Below are 19,723 nucleotides of genomic sequence, written 5' to 3'. Positions count from 1 at the left end.
GGAGACCGAGAAAAATGGGCTCGCTTCGTACGTGGCACGCCGGCGGGGAAGCTGGGACTGGCCGTCTGCACTACAAAAAACGGCACGTCGACCAAAAATGACTGGAAGCAGTTCAATGCAGAATTTGGTCGACAAGCGTGTGCCGTTTTTTTCCGTTCCGACTGGGCGGGCGTTGCCAAGGCCTCAGCTCGCTCCATTTTTCTCGGTCTCATCGAGCCTTCTCCTGATAATGGAAAAAAATAGATTGCTATTGTAATCAGAAATTATTTTAGAAATCTTAGGTTTCTTCTTAGTTCTTGAAATGCTGTTTTATATACATCAGGGTATTTCGAGATATGTTTTGTCAGAGCTTGCCAGTTACTTCTTAATTCAGGGTGTATCTCGGTGGTATCAGATATTGAGTACACTGTCAAAAGAAAGTACAGTGTATTCCATATTAAAAATTCATCTTCTAATAGCAGTAACATCCGAACAATATTTGGGATATACGCAAATGCTTCCTCAGAACTCATATCTTTTATAATTGATTCAAATGCTTCACTAAAATACCATTCATTATTGTCGAGCTTTTCCTGCCAATCAACGTAAACCTGGATCAAAGCCTTATCGATCATCATCTATTGACCTCTATTATTTTCCTCGAACAGTTTTGACAGGTATTTGATTACATTCAGCAAATAAATTTTGCTGCCTAAAAGATTAGCATAGCTATGCTCTTAAATTAAGTAAGCAGCGGGTGTTTATTCTTCCCGCTGCTTTTGCAATTCGGCGATTTTGGACATGAGTTCCCTGCCAATTACGGGTGCATAGTGATCGTAGATCGGTTGGAAGGCAGCTTCCCACTTCTCCCTTTCCTTTGGGGTAAGCTGGTGGATGTGCAGACCGGTGGCTTTCAGCTCCTGCAATTGCCGTTCATTCATGGAGACGGCCTGCCGGTTTGCCCATTCGGTGGTCTCCTGCATCGCTTCGGCGAGCTCTGACTGAATATCCGGGGGGAGTTTCTCCCAAAAGGTTTTGTTCATGATCACGGCGTAGCCGAGGTAGGCGTGATTGCTGAGCGTCATGTACTTTTGGACCGTGTAGAGACGCTTTGTGTAGATATTGGAGATGGTGTTCTCCTGCCCCTCCACCTCGTCGCGCTCCAGGCTGCGGTACACCTCGTTGAAGGAGATCGGGACCGCTTTGGCATGCAGCAGTTGAAACTGCATCTCGATCACCTTGCTCGGCATGATGCGAAACCGCTGGCCGGTGAAGTCTTCCGGTGTGATCAAAGGCTTCAGTTTGCTGCTCATCTGTTTAAAACCGTTGTTCCAAAAGGCCAGACCAAACATGTTTTTTTCCTCGAGGGTGCGAAACAGCATCTGCCCGATCTCGCCCTGCAAAGCTTGATCCACTTCGGCCTGATCACGGAAGGCAAACGGCAGATCAAGGGCCAGCCAGGCGGGGATCAGATTGGAGAGCTTGGAAAAGGCGGGAGCGATCATCTGGATGTCTCCGCGCATCAGCCCGTCGGCTTCATCCTGGTCGGAATAGAGGATGCCGTTTGGATAGATCTGTACCTCTACTCTGCCGTGCGTCTTTTCCGCAGCAAGCTGGGCAAACTTTTCCGCTGCCAGTCCTTTCGGGGTATTCTCTGCGACGACGTGGCTAAATTTTATGATAATGCGGTCATCGAGACCTTCCTGGACCTCGTCATACGGCAGGCTGCCTTGCGTAAGGTTGCCGCCAAATCCGGTCAGCAGCGCAGCGAACAGTCCCAAAAAAATAAAGAAACCGATTCCGATGATGGCTTTCATATAGACACCTGCTTTTTATGGATTGCGAAAATTGGTTTCTTATCTCACAATACATACATAGTAGCGAAAAATGAAACGAAGTAAAGGGGAAAGCGTTCTGTTTAAGCTGAGAAACCTTCCAATCAAGTGGAAAATTACGATTTTTTCTTTCGGCATCGTCCTGTTTTCGGCACTGATCGGCGGCATTATCATCCTGGGTACGATGACTCGCTTGATGGAAGAGGAGATCGGACAGCGGCTGCTGGTCACGGCCCGGACCGTTGCGGAAATCCCGGTCGTCAGGGAAAACATGGCAGAACCGGACAGCTGGCGGGAGATTGATCCGATCACCAACCGAATCAGGATTATCAACAGCGTTGATTATATTGTGGTGATGGATATGAACCGGATTCGCCTCTCGGATCCGGTCAAACAGCGCATCGGCACCCCGTTTACCGGCAAGGAGGCCGAGGAAGCTTTTACCGAGCACACCTACGTCAACAAGGTGAAGGGAGATCAGGGAGTCGCGATTCGGGCGTATGTCCCGGTGATGGATGCCGAGCACCATCAGGTTGGTGTAGTCGTAGCCGGACATCTTTTGCCGGGCATCGTCGAGATGATCCTCAGTCAGCGCAAAAGCATCGCGATCACCTTGTTCTTGTCACTGCTGTTCGGAATCTGGGGCTCCTGGCAGTTGGCCAAGCAGATCAAACGTCAGATGCTGAATCTGGAACCGTACGAAATCGCCCGCATCCTGCGGGAGCGAACGGCCATGTTTCACGCCATGCACGAAGGCATCATCGCGATAGACAACCAGGAGCGCATCACGGTCATCAATGACAGGGCCAAGCAGGTTTTTCAGATCACGGGAGATGTCATCGGCCAAAATATCCACCAGGTCATCCCCGGCACCCGCCTGCCGGAAATTCTTGCGCTTCAGCACGGGGTCTACAATATGGAACTGCGGATCGGCGACGCGCTGATCTGGTCCAACCGGATTCCCATACGCGTAGGCGATCAAACGGTAGGAGCGATCGCCATTTTCCAGGATCGCACGGAAGTGACGCGAATCGCAGAAGAGCTTACAGGCGTCAAAGAATTCGTCGAAGCCCTGCGGGTGCAAAACCACGAGTACATGAACAAGCTGCACACCATCGCCGGCCTGCTTCAGCTCGGACAGATTGAGAAGGCGCTCGACTACCTGTTCAAGATCAGCGAGCAGCAGCGCGACGTCAGCACGTTCCTGACACGCCGCATCGCCGATGACAACCTCTCCGGCCTGCTTCTGGCCAAGATTCGCCGCGGGAAGGAATTGGGTGTCGATGTCGTGGTCGATCGGCGAAGCCATCTGGAACGTTTCCCCAAACATTTGGACCATCACGATTTTGTGCTCGTCCTGGGGAATCTGATCGAAAATGCATTTGACGCGCTGGCCCAGGTGGTGCGGGAGAAGAAAGAGGTCTACGTCAGCATCGAGCAGGATGACGAGCTGTTGTCGCTGATGGTCGAGGACAACGGCTGCGGCATGTCTCCCGAGACGGCGGGACGCATCATGGAGCGCGGATACTCTACCAAACAAGGCGAAAACCGCGGAATTGGACTATTTTTGGTCAATCAGGTAGTCGAGGTTGGGAAGGGAAAATGGGTCTGTGACTCCGAACCGGGAGTCGGGACCAGCTTTATCCTGACATTTCCAATGAAAGGAGACAGGCAATAAGTGACAACGCAAACGATCCGGGTTGTCATCGTCGAGGACGATCCGATGGTTCAAGAGGTAAACCGGCAGTTTGTCGAGCGTATCCCTTCTTTTACGGTAGTCGGTGTAGCGGAGAACGGAAAAGAGGGGGTGAGACTGGTCAAAGAGCTGCGCCCCGAACTCGTCATCATCGATATTTTTATGCCCGACCAAGACGGCATCGAAACGTTAAAACAGCTGCGCAGCCTGAACGAGCCAGTCGACGTGATCGTCATCACAGCGGCGAAAGACAAAGAGACGATCCAATTGATGCTGCGAAACGGCGCCATGGACTTCATTATGAAGCCATTTCAATTCGAACGGCTGAAGCAGGCACTGGAAAACTACCGGCTGCTCCGCTCGCAGTTCAAACAGGGGGAGTTTTCTTCCCAAGCGGAACTGGATCAGCTGTTGTTCGGCAAACAGCCGATTTCCATCGAAGAACAGAATCACCTGCCGAAAGGTCTTAACGCCTTGACCTTGCAGCAGGTGATCCTGTTCCTGACGCAGCAGACCCGCTCCCTTTCCGCCGAAGAAGTGGCCGAGCAGGTCGGCATCGCGCGGGTCACCGCACGGCGCTACCTGGAGTACCTGGAAAAGACGGGCAGGGTCTGCCGGGATATTCGCTACGGCGGAGTGGGGCGGCCGACCAATCGCTACCTGATCGTCAAAGCCCCCTCTCACTCCTGATTTTCTACCGTGACGTCCTTCGGCAGAACCAGCACCAGATCGACCCGGGAGGAGTAGGACGAGAACCCGCGCCTCTCCGGGGGGCGCTTCAGCGTCACGTACATCGTATCTCCAACGGTATGGATGGCAGCAAATTGCGATGCATCATAATCCGGTTCATCCCGCTCTGCTGATGTGACGACGCGGTACGTCCCGAACAGGTGAACATCACGCCCGGCTGTCCGTTCCATCCTGACCTGCACGCCGGCGGATTGGACGACGATCCGCTTCACCTCCTGCGGCACGGGCCGGGATAACTCCGGCACGTCTTTGATCTGGTCGACGGAGGCTACGGCATGCCGTATCTCCCCCAATACTCCCGTGGAGGCAAGCAGCGTCAACCCGATGCAGGCAGATCCCAAAAGTCCGATAAAGAAAATGCTGAAGACGTCGTATTTGACCTGAACCTGTTCGCTCTTCGACAGGGCCAGGAAGATCAGGATCTCCGCCCCCAACAGAATAAAGACGATCGGCCACCACGTAAACACCCAATCAATCGACTGCGGGCCCCTCCACTGGGAGAGAAACAGGATCGCTCCCAGTATGATCAAGGAGACCCCCATCGAAAGCGTTCCTATTCGCCATTGTCGCATTCGGCCTTCCCTTCCTCTCGCTGTTTTTTACCAAGCAGCAATTTTAATCCGCCGCCAATCAGCAGCATGGAGACAATGCTCGTCTGCACATAGCTGTGGAACAAAAAGCTAATGTTAAAATCAGGAAAATTCGGTTCGATAAGCGGCAGCAGCACCTGATCCAACAGGTAATATCCGCCCAGTCCAATCAAGCCGATCCCAATCCATTTCTGGTGGTTCAGCAGCCAATCGGCCACCGGTTCGTCCCGTACCTCTCCCCTGCGCCAGCGGGAAAACTGCTGCAGCCCGTCAAAGAAGCTGTAAAACCAAATAATCGGAATCAAAAACAGGAAAATCGACAGACGCAGCACGTCCATGATGTAGATCGAGAACACGAACGCCGCCATCAGCTGCAGCCCGCGCCGCTGCAGACCCAGATACATATGGCCGGCACCCGGAATGACGGATAAAAAGGTGGCGAGCACCCCGCTCTTTCTGCCAGCATCGCGGTTCTCTTCCAGCTCTTCAAAAAACGACCGGTCCACGATCACCTCGCCCCGCTCTTTTCGGCCCAGCAGCTGCAAGGCGTCAAACAAACTGGAGAGCCAGATGATCGGCAGCCCGCCGAGAAAGAGGGCAAAGCCTTTTTCACCGGTTATCACGGTAACGAACAGCACCATCACGGCCAGGCCGAAGAAGGCGATCAGAAACGCCGACCCGCGGGTCATCAGTCCCAGCTGAAAGTGGCCCAAACCGGGGATAAACGAGAGCAGGATGGTGAAAAACCGCTCATTTTGCTGCTGCGATTGGCTTGTTTGATGAGTCGTCCCGCCCGTTTGGCCGCTCTCCATAACCGCCGCCACCGGACGTCCCCTCAGCAGCGCGACCAGCATATCCAGAACATTGATCAGCAACACCAGGAAGGCAATAATCAGGAAAAAGACAAACAGCTCTCCGCTACCTGACAAAAAAGCCAGGCAAAGGCCGCAGCCAATCAATCCAATGAATACGAGCAGATAGACAATCCCCCGCTTCCGATTGAGGTAGAGATGGCCCACTCCGGGAAAAAAGGAAAGAAAAAAGGCAACCAGCGCACTTTTGTGTTCGTTCATAAACAACTACCTCCTTTGCTCGCTAAGCCGTATCGTATCGATGACCGTAACCGCCTTTTGCATCAACCTGTCGGAAAAAGAAGACTGCTGCTCACCCTGGGTCGAGGCGGTCAGATGCGTCGAGACCGCAAACACCTGCTGAAAGACTCCCGCAGACATCAGGATCAAGGTGATGGCTGCCGCCACCCCGTAGTGAAAGATCGTCTGTTGATACCACGGCTTTACCTGGCTGCGTTTCGGTTCCCTGCTCACTATCTGCGGCCGAACCGCCGGCATGCCGTGCCTGGACAATTCGACCATGACGGCATCGGCAAACTGCTGTTCATCCGTCAGCAGCGGAAGGCTTGTCTTGCCGTCTTCCAGACATTCCATGTAGAGGGCCAGACACTCCTCACAGCTGTACAGGTGCTGGTCGTACTGCTCCCGTTCGGACTCGGACAGCACGTCATGCAGATAGCTGGTCCACTCTGCTCTTGTGTAATGCCTCATCGGAAATCCCCCTCCTGCCAATGGCTGCGTATCCACTTTCTCGCACGGTACAGTTTGGACTCCACGCTTTTGATCTCGATCCCCTGTTCGCTGGCAATCTCTTGATACGATTTCTCTTCAAAATAATAGGCGTACACCACTTGCCGATAATTTTGCGGAAGCTCATGCAGCCGCCCGCGAATCGTCTCCCTGTGCTCCTTCTGCAATACAGGCGAATCCGCCGCCTCCGCCGCGGCAGGGACGGTAAGCTGATCCATTGATTCTGTCAGCTCCTCCCGGCTCCGCTGCGCTTTGCGCTTCCAATCGATCGCCTTATTGACAGCGATCCGGGTCATCCACGCCTTTATCCCTTGGGATTGATACTGGGGGAGGGACAGGTAGATCTGTACGAACACTTCCTGTGTCACGTCTTCCGCGTCTTTTTGATGGCGCAGGACGGAATAGACGACTTGAAACAGATACTGTCGGTACCGTTCCAGGAAGATGCGAAACGCTTCCGCATCGCCGGCGATGATCTGTCGAATCAGTTGTTCATCCTGGATGTTCCTCCCCCCCTTTCTCTCTCTCTTGTATAGACGAACGGCCCTGGCATGTCCCCTGCACTTTTTTACAACATTTTTTTGTTTGCGGCAAAAAACGGCTTGATCCAGCCTATAAAGCGGGCCGCAGCAGGCGAAAGCGGATCTGCCTTTCTTTGGCAAAGCGAGATCGGCCAGTTCAGCTTTACTCCCTCGACGTGGACGATCGCTACATCGCCCCGCTCGACGTATTCCCGGGCAGCCAGCGCGGGTACAAGCATCGCTCCATAACCGGAGATGACAGAGCGAATGGATTCATACATGCCGTAAAACTGCAATCCGACCACAGGCGGCTCCACATTATTGGCGATGCAGAGCGAGATCAGCATCTGCCTCGTCGAACTCCCTTCTCCCCGCAGCAAAAACGGCTCCTTCATCATGTCGGCAAGCGGCACTAGTCTGCCCGCGTACTTGTGATCAACCGGTACGATAAACCAAAGCTCGTCCTCGAACAGCACCTCGCGCAAGACGCCTTCTGCTTCCCAACCGCCAGCTACCACAGCGAGGTCCGCTTCAAAAGACAGGAGCCGTTCGAACACTTCACGCGAGTTTCCTGACACCAATTCCAGTTGAATTCCCGGGTGCTCCCGTTTGAACTTGGCCAGCCAGACCGGCAGCAGCAAATTGGTCGGCAGGTTAGTCGCCGCAACTCGCAGGCGGCCGCTTGTCCCCTCTTTTAACGCCTGCAGCCGCTGCTCGATCTCTTTTTCCATCGCAAACAGGCGCTGCGCATGACGGGCCAGCAGTTCGCCCGCTTCTGTCAATTGGACACCTCTTCCTTGCGGCGTCAAGAGTGTCAGGCCGACCTCCGCCTCCAGTCTTCGCACCTGTGCCGTCACGGCAGGCTGGCTCAGCAACAGGGCTTCCGCCGCGCGTGTCACACTTCCTTGATTGGCTACTTCCGTAAAAATGCGCAATGCGTGCAGATTCACTTTACACCCACAACCCATCAATATAATTTATGATTTTATTCTTAAAATTGATTAGATTTATGAATATGCATCTTATATATTCTATTCGTAACCAAAAGATAAGGAAAGGGCTTGAAGCTTGCTATGAAAACAGGCAACCGGAAACAAGTGGTTGTCATCTCCTTGCTGACGGCAGCCTGCCTGCTCGGGGATTCGATGCTGTACATCGCGCTGCCCATCCACTGGGCGGAGACGGGGCTGGATTCCCTGTGGCAGGTAGGGCTGCTGCTGTCAGTCAATCGAATCGTCCGCTTGCCGCTAAATCCGCTCATCGCCTGGGTTTACCAGAGACTGCACATACGTGCCGCGATGCTGATCGCCGTCCTTTTGGCAATCGTCACCACTGCGGGTTACGGGCTTTGTTACGGTTTCCTCGCTTGGCTGGCCCTTCGCTGCCTCTGGGGGGTAGCGTGGAGCCTCCTGCGAATGGGCGCTCAGTTTGCCATTCTTGACGTGTCAGATGATGACAATCGCGGTTATTACATGGGAACATACAACGGTTTGTATAGGTTAGGCAGTTTGTTAGGCATGTTGGCAGGCGGGGTAGTGGCCGATTCCTGGGGTTTGCAGTCCGTGGCGCTGCTGTTTGCCGGCGTGACCGCAGCCGCACTTCCCTTTCTGTTTCGCTTTGTGCCCAAAGGGAATACGAATTACCAGTCTGCCGATCTTTCCACAGCGGCGGCTGCCTCTCCTTGGCGAGATCGCCAGGTTCTCTGGACAATGGCGACCGGCCTGTATATCTCGATGCTGTACTCCGGCGTTTTTACCTCCACGGTCAGTTACCTTGTTGCCAGACAGTACGCAGAAAACGTGACTCTATTGGGCATCACGATTGGCGCTGCATCCATCGCCGGTACGCTGCAAGCGCTGCGCTGGACATGGGAGCCGTGGCTCGCGCCTTTGATCGGGCGCATCTCGGACGGACGGGGCAATCGCAGCCGCTTCCTCGGCGGGACCTTGGTCAGTGCCGCTGTCTTCTTTGCCTTGATACCCGTTCACATGCCGCTCGGCGTCTGGATCCTGCTGCTAATCGGCGTGCAATTGACGGCAACGGCTTTAACTACCTTGAGCGACACTTTGGCGGCGGATCGCGCCGCGCAGTCTCCGCCGGCAAAAGTGGCGATCGTCACCCTCTACACCATCTCGATCGACACTGGCGCCGCGATCGGTCCGATGTTCGCTTATTTCATGAACAGCGCTGCCGGGATGTCTGTCGTCTATCTGGGCGGTGCCTTGCTTTTGCTCGCTTTTGCCGCCAAGTGGCTGCTGCCGGCAAAGGTAGAAGAAACAGCCAGGTATTAGACAACACAACTGGCATATACAGCGCGATCAGATGTACAATACACTATGAACAGTAGATCTCATCAATCCCTCCTGAAGAAAGAAGGTACGTTCATGGTGAAAGCATTTCTGATCATCGGCGGTATCCTGGCATTTCTCTCGGTGGCGCTGGGAGCGTTTGCCGCTCATGCGCTCAAATCCAAATTGACACCGGATCGGCTGGCGGTCTTTCAGACCGGCGCGCAATATCAGATGTACCACGCACTGGCGCTGCTTCTAACCGGAATGTTAGCCGATCGTTCCGCCGCCCTTCTCGTCACAGCGGGATGGTTCTTCGTCATCGGCATCATCCTCTTTTCCGGCAGCCTTTACGCCTTGGCGGCAAGCGGCATCAGGAAGTTGGGCGCGATTACGCCGCTTGGCGGATTGTCGTTCCTGATTGGCTGGCTGCTGCTCGTAGTTCAGGCCATTTCTTTGTAGAACAAGCGGAAAGCTGTATATTCGCCCAGAGAATGGAAACGATACCCTAAAAAGGGGGTTCGTTGATGAGAAAGCGCGTACTCATCTTCATGCTCTGCTTCGTCCTTGCGGGGAGTGGCCTTGCCGGCACCGGGCTGGCCGCGTCTTTAGGGCAGCAGCCGATTCCGCTTCCAGACGGATATCAGAAATTCAACCTCCCGAACAATGTGTATCTATTGGATAGCAAGCGAATAGATGTGACAGGCAACGGCAAACCAGACCTCGTTTCGCTGATCGGTAAAAAAGACCAATCCGGCGTCTATTGGGAAAAGCTTTTCGTCACAGTCGAAAATGATGCAGGCAATCAATACTTCTTCGCTTCCTCGGGAGGAGGCTGGAACCCCCGCATGAGCTTTTGCCGCTTTACCGGGCGAAATGCAGAAGATATTCTCGTCTCGGCGGAAACCGGTGGGAGCGGCGGGACCTCTGACTATTACCTCTATACGGTTGCGGAGGACAAGCTGGTGTCGATGCCCGTGCCGCCTCCTGTGCAGGTTACCGGGAACCTCCTGGACAATTACGCAGCGAAACTTACCCTCGAAAACACGCAGCAAACATACGAAATCGATTTGCATGACCGAAAACATTTTTATGACGGGCTGCATCTGTACAAAGCGGGAAAGCTGATACAGCCGATCAGTTTGATGGCAAATGCCTACAGCGAACTGAAACCGGTGGCGGACAGGCAAACGGCAGGCTGTGATTTGCAGGGAAAGCAGCGCGTGTCCGGTGTGGTCAACGCTGATACCATCGCCTGCGTCACCTCGCAATGGCGGTGGGACCCGGCGGAAAACAAGTGGAAACTGGTAAAAGAAACAGTAGAAAAAAAACGAACAGCACCCAACCCAACTGGTGCTGTTTTTCGTGTCAGCCCTTTTCTGTTATCATGGAGTCAAAAGGGGAGGTCTCATTGGAACAACATCTGACATACTTCATCAGCCACTACGGATACGTAGGGATATACGCTGCCCTGGCACTGGGAGTTATCGGACTTCCGCTTCCTGACGAAGCGCTAATGGCATTTCTGGGATACATGGTTTCAAAAGGGAATGTTTTGTTCTCTCTGTCTTTGTTGAGCGCTTTTCTCGGTTCTGCAACCGGGATCACCGTCAGCTACATATTAGGTTTGAAACTGGGGCTTCCGTTCTTAAAAAAATACGGGCCGAAAATACATATTACGGAGCAAAAATTGCAGTGGACACACAATCTGTTTGAGAAGTACGGAAGTGTCCTGCTGTTCATTGGCTACTTCATTCCCGGCATCCGCCACATTACCGCGTATCTCGCCGGCATCTCCGGGATGGAGCGGCGGACGTTTGCGCTGTTTGCTTATTCAGGTGCTTTGTTATGGAGCTTTTCGTTTATTATGCTCGGTCGAGCCCTCGGTGAAAACTGGCATCGCGTCGAGCGGATTGCCCATCGTTACGGCTGGTACCTCATCATCTGCATCGTCCTGCTCGGACTCGTCTCCGCCCTTTTGCTCAGGTTGAGACGGAGCAGAGCGTAGCCTCCCATCCCCAATCTCCCGCTTCTTACGCTTCGCAAAAGGTCCAATGCGGCGGGCGTGTCAGGGACGGCGGAAGCTTGGTGCCGTTGTCCCCCTTTGCCGCATGGAGCCGGGCTTGGGTGAGAAAGATGCTTTCGGACAGGTCAGCACCGCTGATGTCAGCATCGCGAAAATCAGCCCCGATGAGGTCGGCTCCTCTGAGATCGGCTCCTCTCAGGTCGGCGGCAATCAGGTAGGCCCCTCTCAGGTTGGCTCCTCTGAGGTCTGCTCCCCTGAGATTGGCACCGATAAGGTCAGCTCCCCGCCCATAGGATTTCCGGCGGCCTGGGCGGCTCTCCTGCCTGCGGAGGGCTTCAGCCCGTACGAATTCACTGGTCCGCAAAAGCAGGCTATTTACGTCTGCCCGATGTGCGGACAGATCCATTTCCATGAGAGAGTCGGGGTCAAGGCGGGTTATGCCTTCCGTCTTTTCGAGCGCCAAGCGAAGCTCGCCGTGGATCGGACGGGCCGGCTGCAGCGTTAACGCTTCGGTCAGATACCATAGGAGCTCGTGGAGCTGCTGCATGATGGGGAATACCTCGAACATTTGTTTTGCCGATTCCGGCGACTGCCGCCAGTCGCGGCCGCCGAAGGTCACTTGGGAAGTTTTTTGCCCCGCGCCGAAGCAATCATATACCGTACATCCTCGAAACCCCAGCTTCCTGAGGCTATTGTGAACGCCGCAGCGGAAGTCCGATTCCAGGTTTTTGCAGGGCACTCCGGCAGCTTTGTCGATCGCGAAATCTATCGATGCCGCGAAAGGCAGGGCAACACAGCATAAGCCGAAGCAGTTCTCGCAGTCAGCTTGCAGACCGAGGCGGCTTCTATCGGGAAGCGGCTCTCTATTTTCGTGTTTCTCTGACATTGCACGGTCTCCTTTCGCCTGATGCGTTTCTAGCAGGTGTATGTTTCATTGTAAGGCAGGACCGCGATTTCTCATAGTCATGATTTTCGCAAGCCCCCTATCTCGTTTAGACGATTCACAGGCAAGCAGTCGGAACAGTCCCTTTCACGTTCCGGACTGCTTCTTTGTGTTGTTCGGGATCTCCCATCGCGTAACAATGCTTTAAACTAGTCAACTATAGATCAGGTAGATCTGTCACGAATCAATCATAGTTGATAGGTTTTGGTGGAAATTTGCGTGCCATAAGATAATAGTTTAGTCCACATCATCTGGACATCGCGTATTGTACATTACAAATGAACTGAAAGGACAAATGAAATAGAGGAAAAAGTACCCTATTCCTTGAAAGGATGGCTGCTGCATGGCAGAGTTGATGATTCCCATCACGATCATGTCGTTTATTTGCACTCTCTTGTTTATCTTTTGGCGTCCCCAGGTCAATGTGGCAATACCGGCTGTCTGCGGCGCTGTTTTTGTCCTCCTCAGCGGCAGTGTTTCCTTGTCCGACCTGGGAATTATCACGGAAACCATCGGGGGAGCTTCCATAACCATCATGGCTACGATCGTGATGGCAATCGTATTGGAAAGCTTTGGTTTCTTCCACTGGGCTGCGGAGAAGCTGGCCGAAAAAGCGAACGGTTCAGGTATTCGCCTCTTCTGGTATACGAACCTTTTTTGCTTCCTCATGACCCTGTTCGTCAACAACGATGGAAGCATCTTGATTACGACACCCATTTTGCTGCTATTGCTTCATCACTTAGGACTGAAAAACCATCAAAAAATTCCCTACCTGCTAAGCGGCGCCTTGATTGCCACAGCATCCAGCGCTCCCATCGGAGTAAGCAACATCGTGAATCTGATCGCCTTAAAAATTGTCCACATGGATCTCTATCTGCATACAGCGATGATGTTCGTTCCCGCTTCGCTCGGGCTTGTACTCCTTACGCTCCTGCTGTTTCTCATCTTCCATTCCACACTTCCGCGCAAGCTACCCGCGTCCAGGCCCAGCCTCTGGCATTCCCCGCCGACTTCAGGGAATCATCCGCTAAAGCCTGCTACATCCCCCATCCCCCAGGAGAAGCAGACCAAATTTATGTACTATATCCTGCTTTTTGTACTGGGTGTTCGCATCAGTCTCTTCGTCGCCTCCTATATTCAATTTCCTGTCCCGCTAATGGCGGTAATCGGCTCTCTCTTCCTGCTGGCCTGGCGGTGGTTTTATTTGGGAGTGGCTCCAACCGACATGTTAAGGAAAACGCCGTGGCACATCCTCGTCTTTGCCTTCAGCATGTATGTGATCATCTACGGTTTGCACAATATTGGCTTGACCAACATGCTGATCCACTTCTTTCAGCCGATTGTCTCCGGAGACTTGGTGCATGCGAGTGTGATGATGGGACTTCTGGTGTCCATCCTGTCAAATTTATTCAACAACCATCCGGCCCTGATGATCGGAACTCTCACATTAACCAACATGGGACTTGAGCCGCTCCCATTAAAAATCTCCTATCTGGCAAGCGTCATCGGCAGCGACGTAGGCTCCCTGCTGCTCCCGATCGGAACACTGGCTACACTGCTTTGGATGCATATACTGAAAAAAGGAAAAGTGAACATAACCTGGGGCGAGTACCTGAAAGTGACCTCTATCGTCATTCCGATTACCGTACTCTTCACTTTAATCATTCTCGCGTATTGGGTAATCTGGATTTTCTAGCAAGAAAAGTTCATTGATTGGTTTATTTTTCCATATGAGTACTTATATGGGAGGTGTCGGAAATGGCACAACTGCTTCAATTGATTGGCAAAAACATCGATGTAGAGATTTCCGGAAAGAGTTTTCACCAGGGAGTTCTGATCGACGCGGGACTGGATATCATCGTGATCTACAAAGAGCAGGACTTCATCTATATTCCATTGGTCCATGTTCAGCATATCGAAGAAAGTTCCTTGCAGGAGGATTTGCCTGAACAACCGCCTGATGTGCCCATCCACTGCCAAACCGAAAATATTTCGTACCGAAAAGTACTGGACAGCGCAAAGGGCAAATTCGTCGAAATCTACGTAACCGGGAACAAATCGATCCACGGCTATGTCACGAGCATCATGAATGATTACTTTGTCTTCTATTCGCCCGTTTACAAAACGACCTTCGTCTCTCTCGACCATGTTAAATGGATCATACCTTCCCCTCCTCACTTAACGCCTTACTCACTGGCCAATCAGCACTTCCCGGTCAATCCGACTTCGATTCCGCTGTCCCGTACATTTGAGCAGCAATGCAGAAGGCTGGAGGGAAATTTGGTCGTATTTGACCTGGGAGATCAACCAAACAAGATCGGACTTCTGGTAAAGATCGAGGGCAGCATGCTCAGGCTTGTCACGGCGAACGGGAGAAGTCGTCTGCTTAATTTGCGTCATCTGAAAACCTTTCACCTGCCGGGAGTGTCGTAATGGAAGGCTGCAGCGCAGATGGAGCCGAAGATCAGTACGGCTGGCGTCAACATGGCGAAACAAGGAGGCTGATCCTCAATGAAAAACAGCATGAATAAATGGCGAAAGCATCAGATTCTTCAGAAGGACCCGTTGTTAGCGGCCGCGCTGCCCCCGACCCGGTTGTTTACGAAGCGGCATTTTTTCGACTTCCTTGCCCGCTTTTCCACTGTCATCATCAAACCGAACACGGGAAAACAAGGCATGGGCGTGATCATGGTATCGGCGCTGGGCAAACAGCGTTACAGCGTCCACAGCGGGGCCAACAGGCGGATTCTCTCCGGTCCAGGCAATGCCTATCGTCATGTAAAAATGCTAGTGAAATCACGCCCTTGCCTGATTCAACGGCGAATTCATCTGGCAGAGGTAAACGGCCGGCCTTTTGACGTCCGCGTGATGGTGCAGCGCCCCGTCGGTTCAGCTTGGAAGGTGACCGGCAAATTGGCCAAGGTCGCCGGTCCCGGATTTATCATTACCAATACGGCTCGGAGCAGAGGGAAGGTGCTGCCCATCCATGCAGCGATACAAAATTCCTCGCTCAAGACACTCTCCCCCGCTCTGCTGGCAAAAAAAATCAACCGGATTTCACTCCGGTCGGCTGCAAAGCTGCAGTCCAGCTACCGCTGGATTTCCATAGTGGGCATGGATGTTGGGGTCGATAAGCAGGGAAATGTCTGGATCATCGAAGCGAACTTCTTTCCAGCCCTCTCTCTCTTTCGGAAACTGAAGGATAAAAGGATGTACTGGACCATCCTCGCGAATCGGAGAAGACGGAGCCGGACTGTAAGACCTGCCGACGTAAACAGGCAGAGGGCCAAGGTCAGAAACGGCGCTGCCGTCAGGCCCGGAGTCCGGGTAAAAAACGGTGCTGCCTTCAAGCTCGCTGACCGGGTCAAAACACGTGCTGCCGTCAGGCCCGGAGCCCTGGCCCAAACACGTGCTGCCGTCAGGCCCGGAGCCCTGGCCCAAACACGTGCTGCCGTCAGGCCCGGAGCCCTGGTCCAAACACGCGCTGCCGTCAGGCCCGGGGCCCTGGTCCAAACACGTGCTGCCGTCAGGCACGGGGCCCTGGTCCAAACACGTGCTGCCGTCAGGCACGGGGCCCTGGTCCAAACACGCGCTGCCGTCAGGCCCGGGGCCACGGCCCAAAACGGTGCCGCCAGCAGGCGTGCTGTCCTCGGAAGAACCGCCGCTGCACGCTCTGTCGGCAGTAAATCAGCCTTTTAGCGATTTAAACGTACTGATCACCTTTTGTATATCCTTGTATGCCAGCGCATAGCCGACAGTCTCCCGGGGATGTTTGCCGTCCGAGTAGGGGATATCAAGAGAATACGTATAGATGTAGCAGGTGTCGCCGACTTGTGCGATCAGTTTCTTCGGCCCCACCTCATCCTTGGTGCGCTCCCACTCCGCTTTGCTTATCGCCTGGATGCTGAACAGCCAACCGGGTTCTTCTGTACCAGGTTTGTAGTAGAAAGAGACGCGATTTTTTTCATCCTGGCGAACTTCATACATCCCTTCCCAGGTTCGCGGCAATTCCAGGCTAAAGCCGAGCTGCTTGTCGCTGTAGGCAATCGGCTTTACCTTTCCGGCCTGAAAACTGGCGATGGCCGCAGGGATCCCCGCCTTCATCTGCTCCAGGTCGGCAGCTTCCTGCTGGTGTACGCCATCCAACAGGGCATTTCCGGCGGTGGGGATATACGTGTACACATAGCCATCCTGCTTGGCTATCTGTTTCGCCAAACCGGCAGACTGCCTGTAATTGCCCCAATCCGTCTCTTTTGCCTTCTGGTATTCCGCCCACTCTTCCTCCGTGTAGACTTCAAGCAAAAACAGAAAGACTTTTCCGCCATCAGCCGTTCTCATGTAAAAAGCGGCTGAATTTTGTCCTTTGTCGACCCCGTATTTCCCGTCCCACGATTGGGGAAACGTCAAGGAGTACCCGAATGTAACATCTGTATAATGAAGGGCCGGACTAATCTGTTCCGCCGGCGCACTCGTTCCATCCAGTTCCTGATCGGCAATCGCCGACAGGTACCAGTGATCGTCGTAGCGCTTGACGACTGCCTTTACTGCAGATACACCTGCAGGGCCGGTAGAGGTCATCCCGGGGAAATGAACTTCGTACTCTCTTTCTCCATCGTCCAGGAGCGTTTCCTTGACGATCTGGAAGCCCTCGATCCACGGGCTGGATACGCCTGTCACCCAGCCGTTCTGTTCGAGATCAGCCCTGCTGGCTTCCTTTAGCTTCGCATCCATCATCGCATACTGAAGGGCGCCGTTGCGGGTCATGACTCCTTTCGCCCACGTTTCCACCGCCTCAAGCGGGGTCTGCGGAGCCAGCGCACTTTCCAGCTGCTCAATTTGCCGCTGCAGCCGCTTGACTTGTTCCGACTCTTGATTCGCCGCTTTGTTGGCATCGCCCAGGACCTGTGGCGACGGATTTCCGGCAGCGTAAATGGCCTCTGGCGTGTACGTCAAAAGCAGTGTCGCAAGCGGTATGAAGATCATCTTTTTGTTCATGGTATCCCCTCATTTCATCTTTAGACCAACCGTATCAGTATAGTTAAGACGAAGGTGGGATAGAACGCGTTACATTTTTTTGCAGAATTTTTTCATTCCATGTGTTGGGCCAAAAAAACCGCCAGGGAAGAAGCTCCCTGACGTTCTGGGTTTGTGCGAACATGGTGGAGGGGGAAGAAAAAAATGGGCTCGCTTCGTTCGTGGCGCGCTAGCGGGGGAGCTGGACTGGCCGTCTGCACTACAAAAAACGGCACGTCGACCAAAAAGGACTGGGAGTAGTTCAACGTAGCATTTGGTCGACAAGCGTGTGCCGTTTTTTTCCGTTCCGACTGGGTAGGCGCTGCCAAGGTCTCAGCTCGCTCCATTTTTTTCTTCCCTATCGAGCTGTTGCCTTTGCATGCTCGTACCTGCCGATTCTTCTGTTTAGCTTTTTATTAAGCCGATTTGGGAACTTCTCCCTTGAGAAGACGGGCGGCGATGAGGCGTTCGCGCACCTGCACCCCGATCAGCGAAGCGAGTGCCGCTTTGATCAGGCCTACCGCGAGGAACGGGTAGATGCCCCATTCCAGTGCTTTGTCCCAAGGCGCATCGAGGACGTACTTCAACTGCACCGTGCCGAACACGAGGGAGACCAGCATCCCTGCCGTATTGGCCAGCATCGCGTAAAGGAAAGAAAACCGCGTTTTCTCCAGAATGATTCCGGTGACAAATGCCGCGAAGATAAAGCCGATGATGTAGCCGCCGGTCTTCCCGATGATGATGTGAAAACCTCCGCTGGCCTCGGTGAAGACAGGCAGGCCGATCGCTCCCATGATCGCGTACAAAATCATCGCCAACGTGCCGTAGCGGCTGCCCAGGATCGTCGCCGTCAGGCCGACGGCAAGCGTCTGACCGGTAATTGGCACAAGCGGCAGGGGAATGACCATCTGGGCCAAGATTCCGGTAATCGCAGCAAACATCGCCGCGACGACAAACATCTTGAGCCGTTCACTCGTACTGTTCATGACAACACCCCACATAATGTTAACCAAATTATTATTTCAGTTAACATTATGTGGGGCGCAAGAAAAAATGTCAACTACTATCCTGACGCTGATTATTGTCATCTGGGACAAGCTGCCGGAGCGAAACTAGCATTACCGCCTCAGAAAGCTATCCTTTTTTCAAACTCCTCATCGCAGCGCTGACCCTGCTTAGCCCTTCTTCCAGCAGCGAACGGGGACAAGCGATGTTGATGCGAATAAAACCTTCGCCTCCCGGACCAAATACATATCCTTGATTAAAGGCTACCTTGGCCTTCTGCAGCATAAATTGCTCCAACTCTTTCAGACTCAGGCCAAGCCCGCGGCAATCTACCCAGACGAGGTAGGTTCCTTCCGGCTTGATCACCTTCAGTTCCGGCAGGTTCTGCTGCAGGTAGGCCGTAAGGAAATCCAGGTTTTGCTCGAGATACGCCAACAGCTGATCCAGCCATTCTCCGCCGTGCCTGTAGGCGCTTTCTGCAGCAACGAGGCCAAAGGTGCCCGGCAGCCCGAGAAAATGCTTGTCTACCGTATCGGCAAAGACCTTCCGCAGCTTCTGATTGGGAATGATGATATTGGAGATTTGCAGTCCGGCTAGATTAAAGGTTTTGCTGGGAGCGGTGCAGATGATCGCGTTTTGCGCAAATTCCTCTGAGATGGCCGCAAACGGCGTGTGGGTATGCCCTGAAAGCACGAGGTCAAAATGAATCTCGTCGGAGACGACCAGCACGTTGTGCTCCAGGCAGATCCGGCCCAACTCAGCCAGCTCCTCCTTGGTCCAGACTCTGCCCACCGGATTGTGCGGACTGCAGAGGATCAGCAGCTTGACGCCGGCTATTTTCTTCCGCAGATCGTCCAGATCCATTTGGTACCGGCCGTTTTCATATTTGAGCGGATTGTAGACGATTTCCCGGCCATTATTGGCGATCACTTTGGAAAACGGGTAGTAGACAGGAGGCTGAAACATGACTTTATCGCCAGGCTGCGTAAACGATTGGACGATAAAATGCAAGGCGGGCACCACCCCCGGACTGTGGCATACCCAGTCTTTCTGAATCGCCCAGTCGTGCCTGACCTGCATCCAGTTGACGACGGCATCCAGATACTCATCCGATATGACCGTATATCCGAATATTCCGTGTTCGGCCCTTTGTTTGATCGCCTCGATCACCGGTTCGGGGGAGGCAAAATCCATGTCCGCCACCCACATCGGCAGCAGATCCTTGTCCCCGAAATGCTCCTCCAGCTGGTCCCACTTTTCGGAGGCCGTCTGAAATCGATTGATTTGTTTGTCAAAATCGTACCGCATGTACAATCCTCCTCCCGAGCTTCGAATCTCCTTCATCTTAGTAGATTTTTATGCCGCTAGCAATGCGCGGTTTTGCCTCACCTCTTTTCCGCTTCAAAGGTGATGATCTCATGGGGATTGGCCGGATATTTGCCAACAGGAATTATCGCTGTAGGTGCGGGTACAGCG

Annotated in this window: 21 protein-coding genes; 10 read left to right on the top strand and 11 right to left on the bottom strand. The window is 53.4% G+C overall.

The features are described from left to right. A partial coding sequence (locus ACI7RC_RS21080; protein WP_408110165.1) for a hypothetical protein occupies nucleotides 1–243 on the top strand: 243 nt, incomplete at its 5' end. A 20-nt stretch (nucleotides 244–263) separates the two neighbouring features. Here the strand turns inward: ACI7RC_RS21080 and ACI7RC_RS21075 are convergent. Next, nucleotides 264–617 (bottom strand): ABC transporter, encoded by a 354-nt coding sequence (locus ACI7RC_RS21075; RefSeq protein ID WP_408110164.1) that lies wholly within the window; start codon nucleotides 615–617, stop codon nucleotides 264–266. Nucleotides 618–740: 123 nt separating this feature from the next. Then, a complete protein-coding gene (locus tag ACI7RC_RS21070; protein WP_408110163.1) occupies nucleotides 741–1,796 on the bottom strand; it encodes a TRAP transporter substrate-binding protein in 1,056 nt (351 codons plus the stop codon). A 70-nt stretch (nucleotides 1,797–1,866) separates the two neighbouring features. On the opposite strand from ACI7RC_RS21070, the gene ACI7RC_RS21065 reads away from it, so the two are divergent. Together ACI7RC_RS21065 and ACI7RC_RS21060 are read left to right on the top strand one after the other, a co-directional pair. Then, nucleotides 1,867–3,492: an ATP-binding protein gene (locus tag ACI7RC_RS21065; RefSeq protein WP_408110162.1), complete on the top strand. Its 1,626-nt coding sequence runs from the start codon at nucleotides 1,867–1,869 to the stop codon at nucleotides 3,490–3,492. Then, nucleotides 3,493–4,200 (top strand): response regulator, encoded by a 708-nt coding sequence (locus ACI7RC_RS21060; RefSeq protein ID WP_408110161.1) that lies wholly within the window; start codon nucleotides 3,493–3,495, stop codon nucleotides 4,198–4,200. On the opposite strand, the gene ACI7RC_RS21055 is transcribed toward ACI7RC_RS21060, so the two are convergent. Genes ACI7RC_RS21055 through ACI7RC_RS21035 form a run of 5 tightly spaced genes read right to left on the bottom strand, consistent with a single transcriptional unit; the run spans nucleotide 4,191 to nucleotide 7,922 of the window. Further along, on the bottom strand, nucleotides 4,191–4,832 hold the full coding sequence (locus ACI7RC_RS21055; RefSeq protein ID WP_408110160.1) for a LiaI-LiaF-like domain-containing protein: 642 nt from the start codon (nucleotides 4,830–4,832) through the stop codon (nucleotides 4,191–4,193). The two genes, ACI7RC_RS21060 and ACI7RC_RS21055, sit on opposite strands and share 10 nt — an antisense overlap. After that, entirely contained in the window at nucleotides 4,814–5,923 is a 1,110-nt protein-coding gene (locus tag ACI7RC_RS21050; RefSeq protein ID WP_408110159.1) for a hypothetical protein, read from the bottom strand. Before ACI7RC_RS21050 ends, ACI7RC_RS21055 begins: the two co-directional genes overlap by 19 nt. 6 nt (nucleotides 5,924–5,929) lie before the next feature. Further along, complete coding sequence (locus ACI7RC_RS21045) at nucleotides 5,930–6,412, bottom strand: anti-sigma factor (RefSeq protein WP_408110158.1); 483 nt, start codon at nucleotides 6,410–6,412, stop codon at nucleotides 5,930–5,932. Beyond that, nucleotides 6,409–7,113 (bottom strand): sigma-70 family RNA polymerase sigma factor, encoded by a 705-nt coding sequence (locus ACI7RC_RS21040; RefSeq protein ID WP_408110157.1) that lies wholly within the window; start codon nucleotides 7,111–7,113, stop codon nucleotides 6,409–6,411. The genes ACI7RC_RS21045 and ACI7RC_RS21040 overlap by 4 nt, the downstream gene beginning before the upstream one ends. Continuing rightward, entirely contained in the window at nucleotides 7,020–7,922 is a 903-nt protein-coding gene (locus ACI7RC_RS21035) for a LysR family transcriptional regulator (protein WP_408110156.1), read from the bottom strand. Before ACI7RC_RS21035 ends, ACI7RC_RS21040 begins: the two co-directional genes overlap by 94 nt. Before the next feature lie 111 nt (nucleotides 7,923–8,033). Between ACI7RC_RS21035 and ACI7RC_RS21030 the strand changes: the two genes are divergently transcribed. The 4 genes from ACI7RC_RS21030 (at nucleotide 8,034) to ACI7RC_RS21015 (ending at nucleotide 11,268) form a co-directional block, all read left to right on the top strand. After that, on the top strand, nucleotides 8,034–9,263 hold the full coding sequence (locus ACI7RC_RS21030; protein WP_408110155.1) for an MFS transporter: 1,230 nt from the start codon (nucleotides 8,034–8,036) through the stop codon (nucleotides 9,261–9,263). Nucleotides 9,264–9,356: 93 nt separating this feature from the next. Further along, on the top strand, nucleotides 9,357–9,722 hold the full coding sequence (locus ACI7RC_RS21025) for a DUF423 domain-containing protein (RefSeq protein WP_408110154.1): 366 nt from the start codon (nucleotides 9,357–9,359) through the stop codon (nucleotides 9,720–9,722). A gap of 65 nt (nucleotides 9,723–9,787) precedes the next feature. Further along, nucleotides 9,788–10,687: a hypothetical protein gene (locus ACI7RC_RS21020; RefSeq protein ID WP_408110153.1), complete on the top strand. Its 900-nt coding sequence runs from the start codon at nucleotides 9,788–9,790 to the stop codon at nucleotides 10,685–10,687. Then, complete coding sequence (locus ACI7RC_RS21015) at nucleotides 10,672–11,268, top strand: DedA family protein (protein WP_408110152.1); 597 nt, start codon at nucleotides 10,672–10,674, stop codon at nucleotides 11,266–11,268. The genes ACI7RC_RS21020 and ACI7RC_RS21015 overlap by 16 nt, the downstream gene beginning before the upstream one ends. Before the next feature lie 25 nt (nucleotides 11,269–11,293). Here the strand turns inward: ACI7RC_RS21015 and ACI7RC_RS21010 are convergent, their stop codons facing one another. Continuing rightward, nucleotides 11,294–12,172, bottom strand: a complete 879-nt coding sequence (locus ACI7RC_RS21010) for a pentapeptide repeat-containing protein (protein ID WP_408110151.1) — start codon at nucleotides 12,170–12,172, stop codon at nucleotides 11,294–11,296. 400 nt (nucleotides 12,173–12,572) lie between these two features. On the opposite strand from ACI7RC_RS21010, the gene ACI7RC_RS21005 reads away from it, so the two are divergent. The 3 genes from ACI7RC_RS21005 (at nucleotide 12,573) to ACI7RC_RS20995 (ending at nucleotide 15,928) form a co-directional block, all read left to right on the top strand. Then, entirely contained in the window at nucleotides 12,573–13,925 is a 1,353-nt protein-coding gene (locus ACI7RC_RS21005; RefSeq protein ID WP_408110150.1) for an ArsB/NhaD family transporter, read from the top strand. A gap of 62 nt (nucleotides 13,926–13,987) precedes the next feature. After that, nucleotides 13,988–14,662, top strand: coding sequence for a DUF2642 domain-containing protein (locus ACI7RC_RS21000; RefSeq protein WP_408110149.1), 675 nt, complete (start codon nucleotides 13,988–13,990; stop codon nucleotides 14,660–14,662). A 78-nt stretch (nucleotides 14,663–14,740) separates the two neighbouring features. Next, nucleotides 14,741–15,928, top strand: coding sequence for a YheC/YheD family protein (locus ACI7RC_RS20995; RefSeq protein ID WP_408110148.1), 1,188 nt, complete (start codon nucleotides 14,741–14,743; stop codon nucleotides 15,926–15,928). On the opposite strand, the gene ACI7RC_RS20990 is transcribed toward ACI7RC_RS20995, so the two are convergent. The 3 genes from ACI7RC_RS20990 to ACI7RC_RS20980 all read right to left on the bottom strand — a co-directional run bounded on the left by ACI7RC_RS20990 (nucleotide 15,917) and on the right by ACI7RC_RS20980 (nucleotide 19,555). Further along, a complete protein-coding gene (locus ACI7RC_RS20990) occupies nucleotides 15,917–17,224 on the bottom strand; it encodes a hypothetical protein (protein WP_408110147.1) in 1,308 nt (435 codons plus the stop codon). The genes ACI7RC_RS20995 and ACI7RC_RS20990 overlap by 12 nt on opposite strands. 434 nt (nucleotides 17,225–17,658) lie before the next feature. Further along, the gene (locus tag ACI7RC_RS20985; RefSeq protein ID WP_408110146.1) at nucleotides 17,659–18,228 is read right to left on the bottom strand and encodes a biotin transporter BioY; all 570 of its coding nucleotides are present in this window, start codon (nucleotides 18,226–18,228) and stop codon (nucleotides 17,659–17,661) included. A gap of 148 nt (nucleotides 18,229–18,376) precedes the next feature. Next, on the bottom strand, nucleotides 18,377–19,555 hold the full coding sequence (locus ACI7RC_RS20980; RefSeq protein ID WP_408110145.1) for a MalY/PatB family protein: 1,179 nt from the start codon (nucleotides 19,553–19,555) through the stop codon (nucleotides 18,377–18,379). Between the last annotated feature and the right edge of the window lie 168 nt (nucleotides 19,556–19,723).

It is taken from the genome of Brevibacillus sp. B_LB10_24, assembly GCF_046036945.1.
Lineage (GTDB): Bacteria > Bacillota > Bacilli > Brevibacillales > Brevibacillaceae > Brevibacillus_C.
This window is presented reverse-complemented; position numbering and strand designations above follow the sequence as displayed.

Excerpts from the sequence above, each read along its gene's own strand:
- ACI7RC_RS21075 (WP_408110164.1), bottom strand. The coding sequence starts at position 617 with ATGATGATCGATAAGGCTTTGATCCAGGTTTACGTTGATTGGCAGGAA.
- ACI7RC_RS21070 (WP_408110163.1), bottom strand. The coding sequence starts at position 1,796 with ATGAAAGCCATCATCGGAATCGGTTTCTTTATTTTTTTGGGACTGTTC.
- ACI7RC_RS21065 (WP_408110162.1), top strand. The coding sequence starts at position 1,867 with ATGAAACGAAGTAAAGGGGAAAGCGTTCTGTTTAAGCTGAGAAACCTT.
- ACI7RC_RS21055 (WP_408110160.1), bottom strand. The coding sequence starts at position 4,832 with ATGCGACAATGGCGAATAGGAACGCTTTCGATGGGGGTCTCCTTGATC.
- ACI7RC_RS21050 (WP_408110159.1), bottom strand. The coding sequence starts at position 5,923 with ATGAACGAACACAAAAGTGCGCTGGTTGCCTTTTTTCTTTCCTTTTTT.
- ACI7RC_RS21045 (WP_408110158.1), bottom strand. The coding sequence starts at position 6,412 with ATGAGGCATTACACAAGAGCAGAGTGGACCAGCTATCTGCATGACGTG.
- ACI7RC_RS21025 (WP_408110154.1), top strand. The coding sequence starts at position 9,357 with ATGGTGAAAGCATTTCTGATCATCGGCGGTATCCTGGCATTTCTCTCG.
- ACI7RC_RS21020 (WP_408110153.1), top strand. The coding sequence starts at position 9,788 with ATGAGAAAGCGCGTACTCATCTTCATGCTCTGCTTCGTCCTTGCGGGG.
- ACI7RC_RS21010 (WP_408110151.1), bottom strand. The coding sequence starts at position 12,172 with ATGTCAGAGAAACACGAAAATAGAGAGCCGCTTCCCGATAGAAGCCGC.
- ACI7RC_RS21005 (WP_408110150.1), top strand. The coding sequence starts at position 12,573 with ATGGCAGAGTTGATGATTCCCATCACGATCATGTCGTTTATTTGCACT.
- ACI7RC_RS21000 (WP_408110149.1), top strand. The coding sequence starts at position 13,988 with ATGGCACAACTGCTTCAATTGATTGGCAAAAACATCGATGTAGAGATT.
- ACI7RC_RS20995 (WP_408110148.1), top strand. The coding sequence starts at position 14,741 with ATGAAAAACAGCATGAATAAATGGCGAAAGCATCAGATTCTTCAGAAG.
- ACI7RC_RS20990 (WP_408110147.1), bottom strand. The coding sequence starts at position 17,224 with ATGAACAAAAAGATGATCTTCATACCGCTTGCGACACTGCTTTTGACG.
- ACI7RC_RS20985 (WP_408110146.1), bottom strand. The coding sequence starts at position 18,228 with ATGAACAGTACGAGTGAACGGCTCAAGATGTTTGTCGTCGCGGCGATG.
- ACI7RC_RS20980 (WP_408110145.1), bottom strand. The coding sequence starts at position 19,555 with ATGCGGTACGATTTTGACAAACAAATCAATCGATTTCAGACGGCCTCC.